Source organism: Acidisoma sp. L85 (assembly GCF_009765865.1).
Lineage (GTDB): Bacteria > Pseudomonadota > Alphaproteobacteria > Acetobacterales > Acetobacteraceae > Acidisoma.
This window is the reverse complement of sequence record NZ_LMUQ01000052.1, coordinates 75,702-90,738: the sequence shown is the minus strand read 5'-3', so window position 1 is coordinate 90,738 and position 15,037 is coordinate 75,702. Positions and strand designations below refer to the sequence as shown.

Here is a 15,037-nt window from a genome sequence, read left to right as displayed (position 1 = left end):
GCACCCGGTCGGTGGCTTAGAATTCTGACAAAGACACATCCCGACGAGCTTACGACTGTGGCGCAAACCCGCCAGGCGTCGAGGATTCGATCAGCCGCTTTGCCGCGACGACTACGTTTGAAAAGACCTCCGAGAAACGTGCGAGAGTGCCTCGTAAATAATCTGGTTCATATTCCACTGCTGGGCGGTCGTCAGGTTCGCAGGATCCGTGTTATTGTAAACTGCATAACCTTGAGAGACAAACACACCTGTTGGACGACGCGGCCAGGCGGCATACTCGTTGACTGGTTGAATAACTATTCCGCTCGTGGTTTTCGAAAGAATGAATGTGTAGTCGTGGAAGCCGTCATCATCGTGAATTGAGCAAGTGAAATACAGATCTTGAGCCAGTTGCCCCTCAGCATCTGCTTTCCAGAGATAGTCGATTAAATATTCTCGCTGTTGTCGGGGATTGAGTCCTTGGTAAGCTGTGGCGCCCCGGGGAATACGGATCCTAAGCGCCGCTAGCAACCTGACCGGTGGTTGCACCGACTGCCCGCCAATCGCCCCCTATCCGCAAACACCTCGAAGCCATCCTCTCGCGCGACACCAATCAGCGTCATGCCGATTTCCTCGGCCGTGCGCACAGCGAGCAGCGTCGGCGCCGAGACCGCGGCCAGGATCTGCACCCCCATCACGGCCGCCTTCTGGATCAGCTCGATCGAAATCCGGCTCGTCATCACCAGCACCCCGTCGGAGGCTCCGCGGCCGCGGGCGATCAGCCCGCCCGCCAGTTTGTCGAGCGCATTGTGGCGGCCGACATCCTCGCGCAGCGCGATCAAACCCTCAGCCTCGGTCCAGAAGCCCGCCGCATGCACCGCGCGCGTGCGCTGGCTGAGGATCTGTGCCGGCGCCAGCGAAGCGCAGGCTGCCATGATGGCCTCAGCCGACAGCCTCAGACCATCCGGCACACGCGGTGGCGGCTTGGTCGCCTCCTCCAGGCTCTCGAGCCCGCAAAGCCCGCAGCCCATGGCCCCGGTCAGGTGGCGGCGCCGCGCGTCCAGCGCCGCCATGCGATCCTCGGCAATCCACATCCGAAGCTCGACCGCACCGCGCGGGGCGGCCAGGATTTCCAGCTCCTCGATCTCGTCGGGCCGATCGACGATCCGCTCGTTGAGGCTGAAGCCCAGGGCGAAGTCGGCGAGATCGCCGGGGGTCGCCATCATGACCGCGTGAGACAGCCGATTGTAGCTGATGGCGACTGGCGTCTCCTCGGGCAAAGCGCGTAAGCCGTCCTCGAAACGGCCGGAGCGCCAGGCGCGCTGGGGCAGGCTGGCGGAAGCCTCCGGCAGAGGTACAGAAACCTGCGCCTCGGCGCTGGTCCCGCTCTCAGAATTGGGATAGTTCGGTCGCATGCGCGTTCTCTACCACCTTCCGCATTCGCCATTCTGCCGCAAGGTGCGCCTCGTCCTCGCCGAGAAGCGCCTGCCCTTCGAGTTGCGCCTGGAAAAGACCTGGGAGCGGCGGGACGAATTCCTCGACATCAATCCGGCGGGTTCGGTGCCCGTGCTGGCGGATGAGAACGGGCTGGTGCTCTCCGAATCCTCGGCCATTTGCGAATATCTCGACGAGGCCTATCCCGATCTTTCCCTCATCGGCCGCACGCTGTCCGAGCGGGCGGAGGTGCGGCGGCTGGTCGCGTGGTTCGACCTCAAATTCAACCATGACGTGACCCGCCATCTGCTGGGCGAGAAGATCATGAAACGCATCGCCGGGCGCGGCCAGCCGGATACCGGGGCGTTGCGCGTCGGCTATGCCAATCTCAAGACGCATATGGAACATCTGGGCTATCTCGCCGAGACGCGCAAATGGCTGGCGGGCGCAAACCTGTCTCTCGCCGATTTCGCGGCGGCGGCGCATCTCTCGTCGCTGGATTTCGCGGGTGAGGTGGATTGGTCGCTCTCGCCGCCCGCCAAGGAATGGTATGCGCGCATCAAGTCGCGCCCCAGTTTCCGGCCCATCCTGGGCGACCGCATGGTCGGCATCGCGCCGCCCGCCCATTACGCCGACCTGGATTTCTGAGCCGCGGTGACCGCCGGGATGGCGCCGAGGCTGCTCATTTTCGGTCTCGGCTATAGCGGCACGGCGATCGGTCTGGCCGCGGCGGCGGCCGGCTTCGCGGTCACTGGCACCAGTCGCGATTCGAGCCATGCGGGCGTGCCCGGCATCGCCCTCATTCCCTTCGAGCAAGCGGGCGCGGCTTTGGCCGAAGCGACGCACATCGTCGCGACAGCCGCGCCGGGGGAGGCGGGGGATCCGGTGCTCGCGCGCTACGGCGAGGCCATTGCCACGGCCGAGGGGTTGCGCTGGATCGGCTATCTTTCCTCGACCGGCGTCTATGGCGACCGCGGCGGGGACTGGGTGGACGAGGCAAGCGTGCCGGCCCCGAGGTCCCGCCGCGCCACGGCCCGGCGCGAGGCGGAGCTGCAATGGCAGGCGGCGGCGGCGGCTCGCGGCGTGGCGCTCGATCTCATCCGCCTGGCGGGGATTTACGGTCCAGGCCGGTCAGTGCTGGACGAGGTGAGGGCCGGCGGCGGGCGGCGGATCGACAAGCCGGGCCATGCCTTCGGGCGCATCCATCGCGACGATATCGCCGGGGGAACGGTGGCGGCGATGCGGCAGGAGCTTCCGCCGGGCGTCCGCGTTCTCAATTTCAACGATGACCTGCCGGCGGAACCGGCCACCGTTGTCGAGGCGGCGGCCCGGCTGCTGGGCCTGCCGCCGCCGCCTTTGATACCGTTCGAGACGGCCGTCAAGGCGATGAGCCCGATCGGTCGCAGCTTCTGGAACGAGAGCCGCAGGGTCCGCGGCGCCGAGACTCAGCGGATGCTGGGCTACCGCTGGCGCTACCCCACGTTTCGGGAAGGCCTGCTCGCCATACTTGGAAGCCCTTGAGCGGGCGTCACTATGGCAGGATATGTTTTTGGACCTCGTTCCTGAAAGGCCTCGTCATGCGACACCCAGTTCACGCTCGCGCCGTCGCCGCTTCGCGAACGTCTCCTACGCCATGGCTGGCGGCTGGGCTTGGCCTGGGGCTTGCTCTGCTGCTCGCGGTGGCGGCGCAGGCGCAGCCGGCACAGAATGCGAATGTCTGGGGCGGGCTCGATCACCAGCCGACAGCCGGTTCCGGCATTCCCCGCAGCCCGGGCCAGGAGCAGCAGGTCGATCATGAGCTAGACGCGCTGCAACACCAACTCGAAGACTTCAAGCCGCCACATCATTCGACGAAACTACTTGGCCAGCCCCTAGAGTCCTCGTCAGGTCCGTCAGAGCAAGATTGATCGGCGCTCCGCTCGACGAGACAATTCTCGTCCAAGGACGGAGCGCATATTAGCCTGGGTTTTAAGAGGCCGACTGGTGAACGCCGGTCAGGTATCGTTTAAATTAGATTCACAGCATTCGCGTTATAGCCGTTCCGCTTAACGGAGATAGCAGTATGCCTGGGACCTCCCCGCCACCTGGAACGCGTCCTTTACCCGATGCAACACAGGATTACGAACAAGGCTATGCGGAGAACGGAGATTCATTCGCTCGGGCATTGCAGCAGTCTGTGGGATCTGTCTCGATGCCACAAGTTGCCCTCAATGCGACATTGCCGCAGGCTCAGCGCTATGTTTCGCCGCTCCAACGGCCCGTCTTCACTACGATGTTAAACGAGTTGGGCCGACTGCACAGATCTTGCGCACCCATCTGGTGGCCGGATGAGTGGCCACTCCCTAGCCATATGCACCGCCAAACCGCAAACACCTTGCTTACATACGACTATCCTAAGACCTTGGTTACGTATCCTTACTTTTGGCACAACACCTGTGAGATCGCGCCGCAGATGTCACAACAAGCTTACAGATGGCTCGAGAATCATGAGTGGCTCGGCTTCTTTGTTAGAAAATACGGGAGATATCCGCAGGCTTGTTTTGTCCCGCGCCAGGAGTAGCTCGCCGAATGTGCTCCCTCGCGGGGAGACTGGGGCGCGCGCCCGATCACCAAGCCACTCCAAAAAATTTACGTCTCGCCCGCATCCGAATGCCCGTCGTCTCGCGATGGTGTGTGCGGCCGAACGGGCCGCCTCTTTTCGGAGGATGGCCCATGAAGAATCTCGCTCGCCTTGCAATCGTTGCTGTCAGCACCGGCCTTGTCGCGCCGGCTACAATCTCGGCTGCGCTCGCCCAATCGTCTGGCATGGCTCATACCGTCGTCGTCGGTGGCCAGGCGATGTATCCCAATAAGTCGATTGTCGCGAATGCGGTGAATTCAGGCGACCACACGACACTGGTTGCGGCCGTCAAGGCAGCAGGCCTTGTCGATGCGCTGAGCGGCAAGGGTCCATTTACTGTGTTCGCACCGACCAACGAGGCGTTTGGCGATCTGCCGGCTGGCACGGTCGAGACGCTGGTGAAGCCGGAGAACAAGCCGGCACTCACGAAAATCCTGACCTATCATGTTGTATCGGGTGACTACACGACGGCCGCGCTTAAGCACATCATTCATGCGGGCGGCGGCAAGGCGACACTCAAGACCCTTGAGGGTGGCACGCTGCATTTCATGATGAACGGCCCGAACAATATCGTCGTTGAAGACGGCAAAGGCGGTATGGCCGACATCACGATCTCTGATGTCAAGCAGTCGAACGGTGTGATCCAGGTGATCGATCACGTGCTGATGCCGGCCTGATCAGCACGCAGCAAATTTTTAAAGGTAGACGGCCGGAATTTCCTGGCCGCATCGATTTCTATGTCGGTGGTCGGGGCGCTTCACAGAGGCGCCCCGACATTTTGTTGTGCTGGTGACTGCGTTATTGGACGCGCGTCGTCCTGGCAAACGCGGACATTCCGCATGTTCGCAGACTAGACTAGCGAGGGCGTGGATCCTCGGCCTTCGCCGAGGATGACGAAGTGCCAACGCGCGTCGCCTCTACCCCGTCATGCTCGGCGAAGGCCGGGTATCCACGCTTGCTCTAGCGCCACAGGAAGGGCCGGATATTCAATTTTCCGGGGGTGCGGCAGACACCACGAATGCGGTCGCCATCAAAGCCGTGCCAAACGCCCAGCGAAGAGAACCGGACCGGTCGGCGCCCCGGTTGGTGATCCGCCTCGTGGCTCCAGGCTCACCATGAGCTGCATTCCCGCCTGAGTCGCCTGAGGCAAAGTCGCCACCCCGCCCGCCGCGCGCAATACACCGAGGGATTGCGGTTTCGTGCCGCCGACCGGGAGCGCCCACAGTTCGAGATCTCGATCCGACGCCACCGCCACATGCGTCAGCGGATGAAGCGTCAGGCGGCCGTTGGTATCCGCCTCGGCCAAGTATGCCGGGGGTCCGCCCGGGGAGGCGGCGAGTACGGCGCTCGCGGATGGCAGATTCGCGGACGGCCCGGTAGGCGGCACCGGCCTGAGCAGCACGAGCACGGCCAACGCGGCTGCCAAAGCGAAGCCGGCACCCGAAACGCCACGCCAGAATCCGAGGCTCTCCCAGAAACTCCGCCGCGCGGGACGACGCGCTTCGGCAACGACGGGCGCACCAAGCGACTGCTCGATCCTCCGCCACAACTCAGGCGGCGGCGTGACCGGAGACACCAGAACCGCCAAGGGGCTAAGCCGAATTTCCCAGGCGGCGATTGCGGAATTCAATACGTCATCGGTTTCTGCGCGCCTCGCGACGGTAGCGCGCTCACTTTCGTCAAGCGTGCCGAGAACATATTCGGCGGCGCGCAGATCGTCTTCCTCCGCCACGCCGCTCATGGCGAAAGGCACTCTTTGAGGGCGATCAGCGCGCGGCGGATCCACGACTTGATCGTGCCAAGCGGCGTGCCCATCGATTCGGATAGCTCGCTATGAGACAAACCATCCGCATAGGCGCGTAGGATGAGCTTGCGCCGATCAGGTTCGAGCTGGTCCAGGCAACGATGCAGCGCGGCACCTTCGGTGCTGCTGATCATCTGTGACAGTGCGTCGGGTGACTCGTCCTCTTGCTCCGGCGGCTCGTAGCCCGGCTTTTCGCGTATTCGCCGCCGCGCGATGTCGAGGGCGCGATAGCGCACGATGCTGGTGAGCCAGGCTCCCGCCGCGCCGCGCTCCGGATCAAAGCGTACGGATTGGCGCCAGACCTGAATAAAGGCGTCATGCGTCGCATCCGCGGCCAAGGCGGTATCGCGGGTGATGCGCATCGCCAGCCCATGCATGCGGGGCGCTTGCATATCATAAAGCGTTCGGAAGGCCTGGCGGTCGCCCTGCGCGCAACGCTCGAGCAGCGCGCGCAGCGTGGATTCGCCGCTATTCCCGGTATCATTGCCGAGACTGCCCAGGGTGACGCTCTCCCGCAGGCGCCGCGCGGAATACGACGGTCGCCGAAGGGGCATATTGCCTCGTATCGGCGTCCGCGCAAGCGCGGGCATGGTGAGAGGGTAGGCCAGCGCCACGGTTTTGGTCCTCGCGTGAAAGATTGGGGCGGCCTCTGCCGTCCACATACTCTCTACGCGGCGGCAGGGTAGCCGGATGCCGCGATCGCCAGAATTGCTGCGATATCGCAATGGGATTCGAGATGGCCTGCCAAGGCGTCGAGCACTGATTCGATTCCCGCGGCGTAACTCTTCGGGATGACGGTGGCGCCGAAACGGGTGAGCCACGCGGCGCGCTGGGTGTCGTGCTGGAAGAAGCCGTGGACATAGCTGCCCATCACGCGACCGTCCGCGGAGGTCGCGCCGTCCATTCGGCTATCCGCGAGTTGCACCAAGGGATGATGCGTATCGGGGCCTGTGGTCTCGCCCATATGCATCTCGTAGCCATGAAAGGCGGCGCCATCGGCGTTCGTGCGGCCGGTCACGCTGGCGAGACGTTTGGACCCGCGCAGGACAGTTTCGACATCGAGCAAGCCGAGTCCGAGGGTTTCGCCGGGCGGGCCTTCGATGCCCTCGGGATCGGCGATGCGGCGGCCGAGCATCTGGTAGCCACCGCAAAGCCCGAGCACCCGGCCGCCGCGCCGATAATGCGCCAGGATATCCGCGTCCCAGCCAAAGGCGCGCAGGGCCGCGAGATCGGCGATCGTGGTTTTCGAGCCGGGCAGGATGACGAGATCGGTCTCCGGCGGCAGAGGCGCGCCGTCCCGCAACATGAGGAGTGCCACCGAGGATTCCGCCCGCAATGGGTCGAGGTCGTCGAAATTGGCGATGCCTGGCAGAACTGGCACGGCGATCCGAAGCTTGGCGCCAAGCGGCGTGGTGGAGCGCGGCAGATCGGCGGCATCTTCCGCAGGCAGGCGATGCGCGTCCGCGAAGAAGGGCACAAGGCCGAGCGGCGCCCAGCCGGTGCGGTTGGCGATGAAACGCATTCCAGCATCGAAGAGCGAGGCATCGCCGCGCATGCGGTTGACGATGAAGCCCCGGATCATCTTGGCGTCATCGGCATCCAATACGGTCTGGGTACCGACAAGGCTCGCGATGACTCCGCCGCGATCGATGTCGCCGACCAGAATCACCGGCACATCAGCGGCACGGGCGAAGCCCATGTTCGCGATGTCGCTGGCGCGGAGATTGACTTCCGAGGCGCTGCCGGCCCCTTCGACCACAACGATATCGGCTTCGGCTTGCAGGCGGCTGAAACTCTCCAGCACGCGGGGAAGGAGTTGCGGCTTGATGGCCTGATAGTCTCGCGCGCGAGCCTGGCCGAAGACCTTGCCTTGCACCACGATCTGCGCCCCGATCTCGCTTTGCGGCTTGAGCAGCACGGGGTTCATGTGAACGGAAGGCGACACGCCGCAGGCCAATGCCTGCAATGCCTGGGCACGGCCGATCTCGCCGCCCTCCGCTGTGACCGCCGCATTGTTGGACATGTTCTGCGGCTTGAACGGGCGAACCCGAAATCCCCGTCGCGTCAGCGCACGACAGAGTCCCGCCACCAGCAGCGACTTGCCGACGCTGGAGCCGGTACCTTGCAACATGATGGAAGCGGTCGCGCGCGCGCTTGCGCTCAAAACTCGATGCCTTCCTGCGCCTTCACGCCAGCCTTGAAGTGATGTTTCGCGGCTTGCATTTCCGTCACCAGATCCGCCACTTCCACCAAACCGGCTGGCGCGTTGCGGCCTGTCACGCAAACATGCAGATCCTCGCGGCGACTCTGCAAAGCCGCCAAGACCTCGTCGAGCGCCAAATAGTCATAGCGCAAAGCGATACACAGCTCGTCGAGCACCAGAAAGCCAAGTTCGGGCCGCGCCATTTGGACGCAGGCCTCGGCCCAGGCCCGCTTGCACGCTGCAATGTCGCGTTCGCGGTCTTGAGTTTCCCAAGTGAAACCCTCGCCCATGCTGTGCCAGGCAAGAAGATCGTCGAAACGGGTGAGGGCGGTGCGCTCCCCGGTACTCCAGGCGCCTTTGATGAATTGCACGATCGCCACCGGGCGCCCACGGCCGAGCATCCGCAGCGCGAGACCCATCGCCGCCGTCGTCTTGCCTTTGCCCGGTCCGGTATGGACCATGAGCAAGCCGCGCTCGATGGTCTTGCCCGCGACCTCGGCGTCCTGGATTTCCTTGCGGCGGGCCATTTTGGCGCGCCAGCGTTCGGCCTCGGCGGGGTCCGTGTCGCTCATTTCACCACCATCGGCAGGCCCGCGATCATGAACAGCACCCGGTCGGCGCGGGCAGCCAGACGCTGATGCAGCAGCCCCGCCGCATCCCGGAAGGCGCGGCCGAGCCGCGACTCGGGCACGATGCCGAGCCCGACTTCGTTTGCGACCAGCACCGTCGGCGCCTCCCGTGCGGCGAGCGCCGTTTCCAGCCGCGTGGTTTCCGTTTCCGGATCGCGCGCATCGAGCATGAGGTTGGTCAGCCATAGCGTCAGGCAATCGACCAGAGCCGGGCGCGAGCCGGCCAAAGCCAAAGCGCCGGGCAGATCGTGCGGCGCCTCGATCGTGGTCCAGCGCTGGTCGCGGCGGGCGCGGTGGGTTTCGATGCGCAGCCGCATCTCCTCGTCCCAGGCCTCGGCGGTGGCGAGATACATCAGCGGGCCGGGCACCGCTGCGAGCAGCGACTCGCCGTGGCGGCTTTTGCCGGAGCGGGCGCCGCCAAGCACGAGGGTCAGCGGGGCGTGAGATTGACGGGCCATGGAGTGGCGTCTTAGATCAGCCGTGATGGTTCCACCAATCAGCTTGCTGGTAGGTGGATGAAAAGGGAATGCGGTGCGGGCGGCCTTTCGCCCTATGCCGCGGCTGCCCCCGCAACTGTAAGCGGAGAGCTGCCGGCCAAGGTCCACTGGGCGAGACGCCTGGGAAGGAAGGCCGGAAGCGATCGGATCCGCGAGCCAGGAGACCTGCCATCGCACGACCCTAGTCTTCCTTCCGGGCGGGGTGCCTCGGCGGGATACGCATCCGCCGTCGAACCTTTCCGTTCGACCGCATCCCCGCTTTCCGTCCGGCGACAGGGCGCGACGAAGGAGTGGGACGTGGCGGAGAATTGCCTGCATGTCTGCGTTACCTGCGGCTACCCGGACGAGCCGCGGTCCGGCCAAATTCTGCACGACCGTATTGCCGGTCTGCTGAAGGGCGATGAGCCGTTTGTGCTCAAACCGGTGACCTGCCTCGCGCGCTGCGACGACGGTTGCAGCGTGGCGGCAACCGCGCCGGGCAAATGGGGCTACTTGCTCGGGCGCCTTTCCCCCGACCATGCGCCCGACCTCATCACCTATGCGACCGCGTACGCCGCTACCGCGAGCGGGGCGGTGTTGCCGTCCCGGCGGCCGGCGAGCCTCAAGAACGTCATCATCGGGCGGATACCGGCCTTGGAGGCCGCGGCATGAAGGCGCGGATTCCGGCCACGATCATCACCGGCTTTCTCGGCGCCGGTAAGACGACGCTGGTGCGCCATCTGCTGGAGAATGCGCGCGGGCTGCGGATCGCGGTGATCGTCAATGAATTCGGCGCGCTCGGCATCGACGGCGCCGTGCTGGAAGGCTGCGGCATCGAGGGCTGCGACGCCGACCAGATCGTCGAGCTGTCCAATGGCTGCCTGTGCTGCACGGTCGCGGATGAGTTTCTGCCGGCGATGGAAGCGCTGCTCGACCGGCCAAATCCGCCCGACCATATCGTGATCGAGACCTCGGGCCTCGCTTTGCCCAAGCCGCTGCTGAAGGCTTTCTCCTGGCCCGCCATTCGCGCCCAGGTAACGGTGGATGGCGTGATCGCTGTGGTGGACGGCCCGGCGGTCGCCGCCGGTCATTTCGCCGACGATCCCGTGGCGGTAGCGGCCCAGATGGCGGCGGACCCCGCCGTCGATCACGATAATCCATTGGCCGAGGTTTACGAGGACCAGCTTTCCGCCGCCGATCTGGTGCTGCTCAACAAGACGGACCTGATGGACGGGCTGGCGATTGCTGATGTCGCCGCCGGTATCAGGGCGTTTCTGCCGCGTGGGGTGAAGGTGGTGCCTGCGCGGGAGGGGAAGGTCGATCTCGGCGTGCTGCTCGGCCTCGATGCTCGGGCGGAGGATGATCTGGCGTCGCGGCCGTCGCATCACGACGCGGTCGATGGCGCGCATGAGCATGACGACTGGGACAGTTTCGTGGTGGAAGTCGCCGAGGCGGCGTCGCCCGAGCCGTTGGTGTCCCGGTTGCGAGCTGCGGCCGAGGCGCATGATGTGCTGCGCATGAAGGGCTTCGCGAGCGTGACGGGCAAGCCGTTGCGATTGCTGGTGCAGGGCGTCGGCTTCCGCTTCCGCCACGAATTCGATCGCGCCTGGAAGCCCGGCGAGGACCGGACCGGCCGGATCGTGGTGATCGGCCGCAAGGGCCTGGATCAGGCGGCCATCACTGCGGCGGTGCGCGGGTGAGCGGGGCGCCGCGACTTCGACGTTCGGGTTTCTGATGCACCTCCTGCTGCGGGAAACGCATGGGCTGGAGGAAGGCGAGGCGGCCGTGGAGCCCGGTGGGCAGGCCGCGCCGATCCTGTTCCTGTCCTTCTCCGACAGCGATCTGGCCGCCGCACATGCCGCTGTCCTGCCCGAAGAATTCCCGCGGCTGCGGCCGGAGCGGATCGGGCGGTATCTGCATCCTCTCTCCGTCGATCTTCTGTGCGAAAGGTTGGTCGCACCGGCGCGCGTGGTCGTGCTGCGGCTGCTCGGCGGCCTCGATTATTGGCGCTACGGCGCGGAGGAAATCGCCGCGACCTGTCTTGCCGAGGGCATCCCGCTGGCAGTCTTGCCGGGTGACGGGCCAGAGGATGCGCGTCTAGCGGCGCTGTCGACGATGGCGGAGTCTGCGCGGGCGGCGATTGACCTTTGTCTGAGGCAAGGCGGCGCCGCGAACATGGCCCGCGCTTTCGTCGCGGCGGCTTGCGCGGCTGGCATTTGGCGCGGGTCGCCGGAACCTGCGGAGCTGCTCACCGATTTCGGCGAGTTTCTGTGGCCGACACGGCCCATCACGTCATGCTCGGCGAAGGCCGAGGATCCACGCCTTGCTTGTGGCGGTGAAGCCGAAGGCGTGGATCCTAGGCCTTCGCCGAGGATGACGGTGGATTGTTGCCCGGTATGTCCCTCGCCGAGCATGACGAGTGTCGCTCAAACCGCCACCATCGTATTTTACCGTTCCCATCTCCTCGCCGGCGAGACCGCGACCGTCACCGCGCTTGCCGACGCCCTCGCCGCACGCGGCATCGCCGCTCGCGCCCTCTTCGTGGACAGCCTGAAGAACCCCACCGCCATCGCCTTCGTGCGCGAGAGCCTGGCGGCCCATCCTCCGGCCGTCGTCCTGAACCTGACGGGCTTCTCCGCCCGCCTCGGCGATGCCGCTTCGCCGCTCGAAACGCCGGGCGTGCCGGTGTTGCAGCTGATCCAGGCGGGCAGCAGCCGGGATGCCTGGAACGCCTCCTCGCGAGGGGTTTCGCAGGCGGATCTCGCCATGCAGGTGGTGTTGCCGGAAGCCGATGGGCGGCTGCTCACCACCGCCGTCTCCTTCAAGGAGCGCGACACCGAGGGCGTCGCCCGTCTGGTGCCTCACACAGAAGGCATCGCGCTCGCCGCCGACCGGGCCGCCGGCTGGGTAAGACTGGCGGCCACGCCGCGTGCCGAACGGCGCATCGCCATCATCCTCTCCGATTATCCCGGCGCGGCCGAAGGCGGAACGCGGCACGAGATCGGCCATGCCGTAGGCCTCGACAGCCTCGCAAGCCTGGAAGCCATCCTGCGGCGGCTGGCCGCTGAGGGCTTCACCATCGGCGCCATCCCCGACTCCGCCACCATCGCCCGGCGCCTCTCGACCGCGACCGTGCCGCTGCGCTTCGGCGAGATCATCGTCGCCGTCCAGCCCGACCGGGCGGAGGGCGGTGACCGCAAGGCCGGTTACCACGATCCCGCCGCGCCACCCTCGGCTGCCTATATCGCCTTCTACCGCTGGCTGACCGAAACCCTGGGCATCCATGCGATGATCCATCTCGGCACCCACGGCACGCTGGAATGGCTGCCCGGCAAGGCCGCCGCTCTTTCCGCCGACTGCTGGCCGGTGCGGCTGATGGGTGGGCTGCCGGTGATCTACCCCTTCATCGTCAACAACCCCGGCGAGGCGGCACCCGCCAAGCGCCGGCTGGGCGCCGTGACCATCGGCCACCTGACCCCGCCCGTCACCACCGCCGGGCTACATGGTCGCGCCGCTGAACTCGAGCGCCTCATCGACGAATTCGCCGCCGCCGACGGTCTCGACCGCCGCCGTGCCGTCAGCCTGCGCCGCGCGATATTGGAGGAGGCGGCATCTTCCGGTCTGCTCGCCGAAAGCGGCGTGAAGCTGGCGGAGGAGGGCGAGGACGCGGCGCTTTCCCGGCTCGACGCCTATCTCTGCGACGTGAAGGAGTTGCAGATCCGCGACGGGCTCCATGTCTTCGGCACGGCGCCCCCTCCGACCCAGCGCGACAGTCTGCTGGCGGCGCTGGCGCAGTCCTGCGGCCAGCCGGCGGAAAGCTTGTTGGCGCGGCTCGATGGCTGTGCCGAAGCGGAGATGACGGCGCTGCTTGCCGCGCTCGACGGCAAGTTCGTCGCGCCTGGACCCGCCGGTGCGCCCACTCGCGGCCGCGCCGACGTGCTGCCGACAGGCCGCAACCTGACCACGCTCGATCCCCGCGCGATCCCGACACGCTCCGCCATGGCACTCGCCGAACGCGCTGCGGCGGCGCTGCTCGCGCGGCATCGGCAGGAGCAAGGAGAGTGGCCGCGCGCGCTGGTGCTCGACCTGTGGGGTAGCGCCACGATGCGTACCGGTGGCGAGGATCTGGCGCTCGCCTTCATCCTGATGGGCGTTGCGCCGCTCTGGGACGCGGGGTCGAGCCGCGTTTCCGGCTTCGAGGTGGTGCCCCTAGCAGTGCTCGACCGTCCGCGTGTCGATGTGACGCTGCGGATTTCGGGCCTGTTTCGGGACGCCTTCGCGGCGCAGATTTCCCTTTTTGACCAGGCCGCCCGCGCGGTCGCGGCACGCGACGAGGCGCCCGACTGGAATCCGCTGGTGGCGAGCCCTGGGGCGCGTGTGTTCGGTCCCGCCGCCGGCGCCTATGGCAGCGGCGTTGCGCTGGAAGCGCGGGACGCGGGACACGCCTATCTCGCCGGTTCCGCGACCAGTTGGGACAGCGGCGAGGGTCAGGCCGAAAGCGACGGGCTCGCGTTACGGCTGGCGCGCGCCTCGGCCTTCGTGCATCCGCAGGATCATGCCGAGACCGATATCCTGGAAAGCACGGACTATGCCGCGCATGAAGGTGGCTTCGCCGCCGCCGCCGCGCTGCTGGGCAACAACCCCGCACTCTATCATCTGGATACCAGCCGCCCCGACGCGCCCAAGGCGCGGCTCGTCGCCGAGGAGATCGTGCGCGTGGTGCGCGGACGCGCCGCGAATCCCGTTTGGATCGCCGGCATGATGCGTCACGGCTATCGCGGCGCCGCCGAAATCGTGCGCGGTGTCGAAACGCTCGCGGGTTTTGCCGCCATGCTCCCCACCCGTTTCGACGCGCAATTCGATCTGCTGCATGACGCGACGCTGGGCACGCCCGAGGTTTCCCTGTTCCTGACCGAGGCTAATCCCGCGGCCCATGCGGCGCTCGTCGCCCGCTTCCGGGATGCGGTCGTGCGCGACCTCTGGCGTCCGCGCCGCAACAGCACCGCCGCGAGCCTTGCCTCATGAGCGCGGCGCTGAAGCGCGGTTGGTGCCCGAGCCTGTTCCGGCCGATGGAATCCGGTGACGGCTGGCTGGCCCGCATCCGCCCGCGCGAGGGTGTCGTTGGGGAGCCGGTGATCGCGGCGCTGGCCGAGGCGGCGGCACGGCACGGCAATGGGCTGATCGAAGTGACCAGTCGCGCCAATCTCCAGATTCGCGGCCTGCGCCCGGACAGTATCGCGCCCTTCACCGAGGCGATGCTGGCCGCCGGTGCGGCGGATCCGGATGAGGCGATCGAGGCGCGGGCGAATATCATTGTGTCACCGCTGCTCGGCGCCGATCCGGCCATCGCGGCGGAGACGGCGGAGATCGCGCGTGCGATCCGCCATGGTTTGGCCGATCCGAAATTCGCTGGCCTGCCCGCCAAGTTCGGCTTTCTGTTGGACGGCGGCGGCGCGCTGACGCTCGGCGATCTCGGCTTGGACATCATGCTCCGCGCTAGCGGCGCGGTCCGTTGGGAATTGCGCTGCGGTGGCAACACGCTGACGCTGGACGCGGCCGATGCCGCGTCTCGTGCACTCGGTCTCGCGGCTGAGTTCGTCGGACGTGCCCGGCCCGGCCCGGCCCGTCATGCGGGACCGTCGCGGCTCGGGTTTGTTGCATGTGTGGATGGGCTTGCGGGCGCGGTCCTGATAATGCCGCCCTTTGGTCAGATGCGGGTGGAGCAACTGGCCGCCCTTGGCGCTCTTGCCCGGGAATATGGCGACGGCGGCCTTCGGCCCACACCTTGGAAGAGCCTTGCGGTCGGCGGTGTTTCCGTGTCGGACGCGGCCGCGCTGCTCGCCGCCGCCACGGCGCTCGGCTTCATCAGCGCGCCCGGCGATTCGCGGCTCG

Annotated in this window: 14 protein-coding genes, 1 pseudogene and 1 riboswitch; of the genes and pseudogenes, 8 read left to right on the top strand and 7 right to left on the bottom strand. The window is 66.3% G+C overall.

What is annotated here, in order from left to right; genetic code table 11:
• Positions 1-111: 111 nt before the first annotated feature.
• The gene (locus tag GSQ83_RS16255; protein WP_158803925.1) at positions 112-528 is read right to left on the bottom strand and encodes a hypothetical protein; all 417 of its coding nucleotides are present in this window, start codon (positions 526-528) and stop codon (positions 112-114) included.
• Positions 504-1,394, bottom strand: coding sequence for a formate dehydrogenase accessory sulfurtransferase FdhD (gene fdhD / locus GSQ83_RS16250; protein WP_158803924.1), 891 nt, complete (start codon positions 1,392-1,394; stop codon positions 504-506). Before fdhD ends, GSQ83_RS16255 begins: the two co-directional genes overlap by 25 nt.
• On the opposite strand from fdhD, the gene GSQ83_RS16245 reads away from it, so the two are divergent.
• The 4 genes from GSQ83_RS16245 (at position 1,393) to GSQ83_RS16230 (ending at position 4,710) form a co-directional block, all read left to right on the top strand.
• Positions 1,393-2,061 (top strand): glutathione S-transferase family protein, encoded by a 669-nt coding sequence (locus GSQ83_RS16245; RefSeq protein WP_158803923.1) that lies wholly within the window; start codon positions 1,393-1,395, stop codon positions 2,059-2,061. The genes fdhD and GSQ83_RS16245 overlap by 2 nt on opposite strands.
• A gap of 6 nt (positions 2,062-2,067) precedes the next feature.
• A complete protein-coding gene (locus GSQ83_RS16240; RefSeq protein ID WP_254065730.1) occupies positions 2,068-2,934 on the top strand; it encodes an SDR family NAD(P)-dependent oxidoreductase in 867 nt (288 codons plus the stop codon).
• A 56-nt stretch (positions 2,935-2,990) separates the two neighbouring features.
• Positions 2,991-3,320, top strand: a complete 330-nt coding sequence (locus tag GSQ83_RS16235) for a hypothetical protein (protein ID WP_158803922.1) — start codon at positions 2,991-2,993, stop codon at positions 3,318-3,320.
• Between the two features lie 805 nt (positions 3,321-4,125).
• Complete coding sequence (locus GSQ83_RS16230; RefSeq protein ID WP_158803921.1) at positions 4,126-4,710, top strand: fasciclin domain-containing protein; 585 nt, start codon at positions 4,126-4,128, stop codon at positions 4,708-4,710.
• Positions 4,711-5,063: 353 nt separating this feature from the next.
• Here GSQ83_RS16230 and GSQ83_RS16225 read toward each other — a convergent pair whose 3' ends face one another.
• From GSQ83_RS16225 to cobU, 5 genes are read right to left on the bottom strand one after another with little or no spacing between them, the layout of a single operon-like run.
• A complete protein-coding gene (locus tag GSQ83_RS16225; RefSeq protein ID WP_158803920.1) occupies positions 5,064-5,774 on the bottom strand; it encodes an anti-sigma factor domain-containing protein in 711 nt (236 codons plus the stop codon).
• The gene (locus tag GSQ83_RS16220; RefSeq protein WP_158803919.1) at positions 5,771-6,451 is read right to left on the bottom strand and encodes a sigma-70 family RNA polymerase sigma factor; all 681 of its coding nucleotides are present in this window, start codon (positions 6,449-6,451) and stop codon (positions 5,771-5,773) included. The genes GSQ83_RS16225 and GSQ83_RS16220 overlap by 4 nt, the downstream gene beginning before the upstream one ends.
• Positions 6,452-6,504: 53 nt before the next feature.
• Positions 6,505-7,968, bottom strand: coding sequence for a cobyric acid synthase (locus GSQ83_RS16215; RefSeq protein ID WP_158804196.1), 1,464 nt, complete (start codon positions 7,966-7,968; stop codon positions 6,505-6,507).
• Positions 7,969-7,997: 29 nt separating this feature from the next.
• Positions 7,998-8,612, bottom strand: coding sequence for a cob(I)yrinic acid a,c-diamide adenosyltransferase (gene cobO, locus GSQ83_RS16210; RefSeq protein ID WP_158803918.1), 615 nt, complete (start codon positions 8,610-8,612; stop codon positions 7,998-8,000).
• Positions 8,609-9,127 carry a bifunctional adenosylcobinamide kinase/adenosylcobinamide-phosphate guanylyltransferase gene (gene cobU, locus GSQ83_RS16205; protein WP_174246672.1) on the bottom strand — a complete coding sequence of 173 codons (519 nt, stop codon included), beginning with the start codon at positions 9,125-9,127 and terminating at the stop codon, positions 8,609-8,611. The genes cobO and cobU overlap by 4 nt, the downstream gene beginning before the upstream one ends.
• 9 nt (positions 9,128-9,136) lie before the next feature.
• A riboswitch (cobalamin riboswitch) is annotated at positions 9,137-9,354 on the top strand.
• Between the two features lie 109 nt (positions 9,355-9,463).
• On the opposite strand from cobU, the gene GSQ83_RS16200 reads away from it, so the two are divergent.
• The 4 genes and pseudogenes from GSQ83_RS16200 to GSQ83_RS16185 all read left to right on the top strand — a co-directional run.
• Entirely contained in the window at positions 9,464-9,817 is a 354-nt protein-coding gene (locus GSQ83_RS16200) for a DUF1636 domain-containing protein (RefSeq protein WP_158803917.1), read from the top strand.
• Positions 9,814-10,845, top strand: a complete 1,032-nt coding sequence (cobW, locus tag GSQ83_RS16195) for a cobalamin biosynthesis protein CobW (RefSeq protein ID WP_158803916.1) — start codon at positions 9,814-9,816, stop codon at positions 10,843-10,845. The genes GSQ83_RS16200 and cobW overlap by 4 nt, the downstream gene beginning before the upstream one ends.
• 34 nt (positions 10,846-10,879) lie before the next feature.
• Positions 10,880-14,170: a cobaltochelatase subunit CobN gene (locus GSQ83_RS16190; protein ID WP_158803915.1), complete on the top strand. Its 3,291-nt coding sequence runs from the start codon at positions 10,880-10,882 to the stop codon at positions 14,168-14,170.
• A pseudogene (locus GSQ83_RS16185) lies at positions 14,167-15,037 on the top strand (hypothetical protein); the annotation flags it as partial. The gene GSQ83_RS16190 and the pseudogene GSQ83_RS16185, both read left to right, overlap by 4 nt.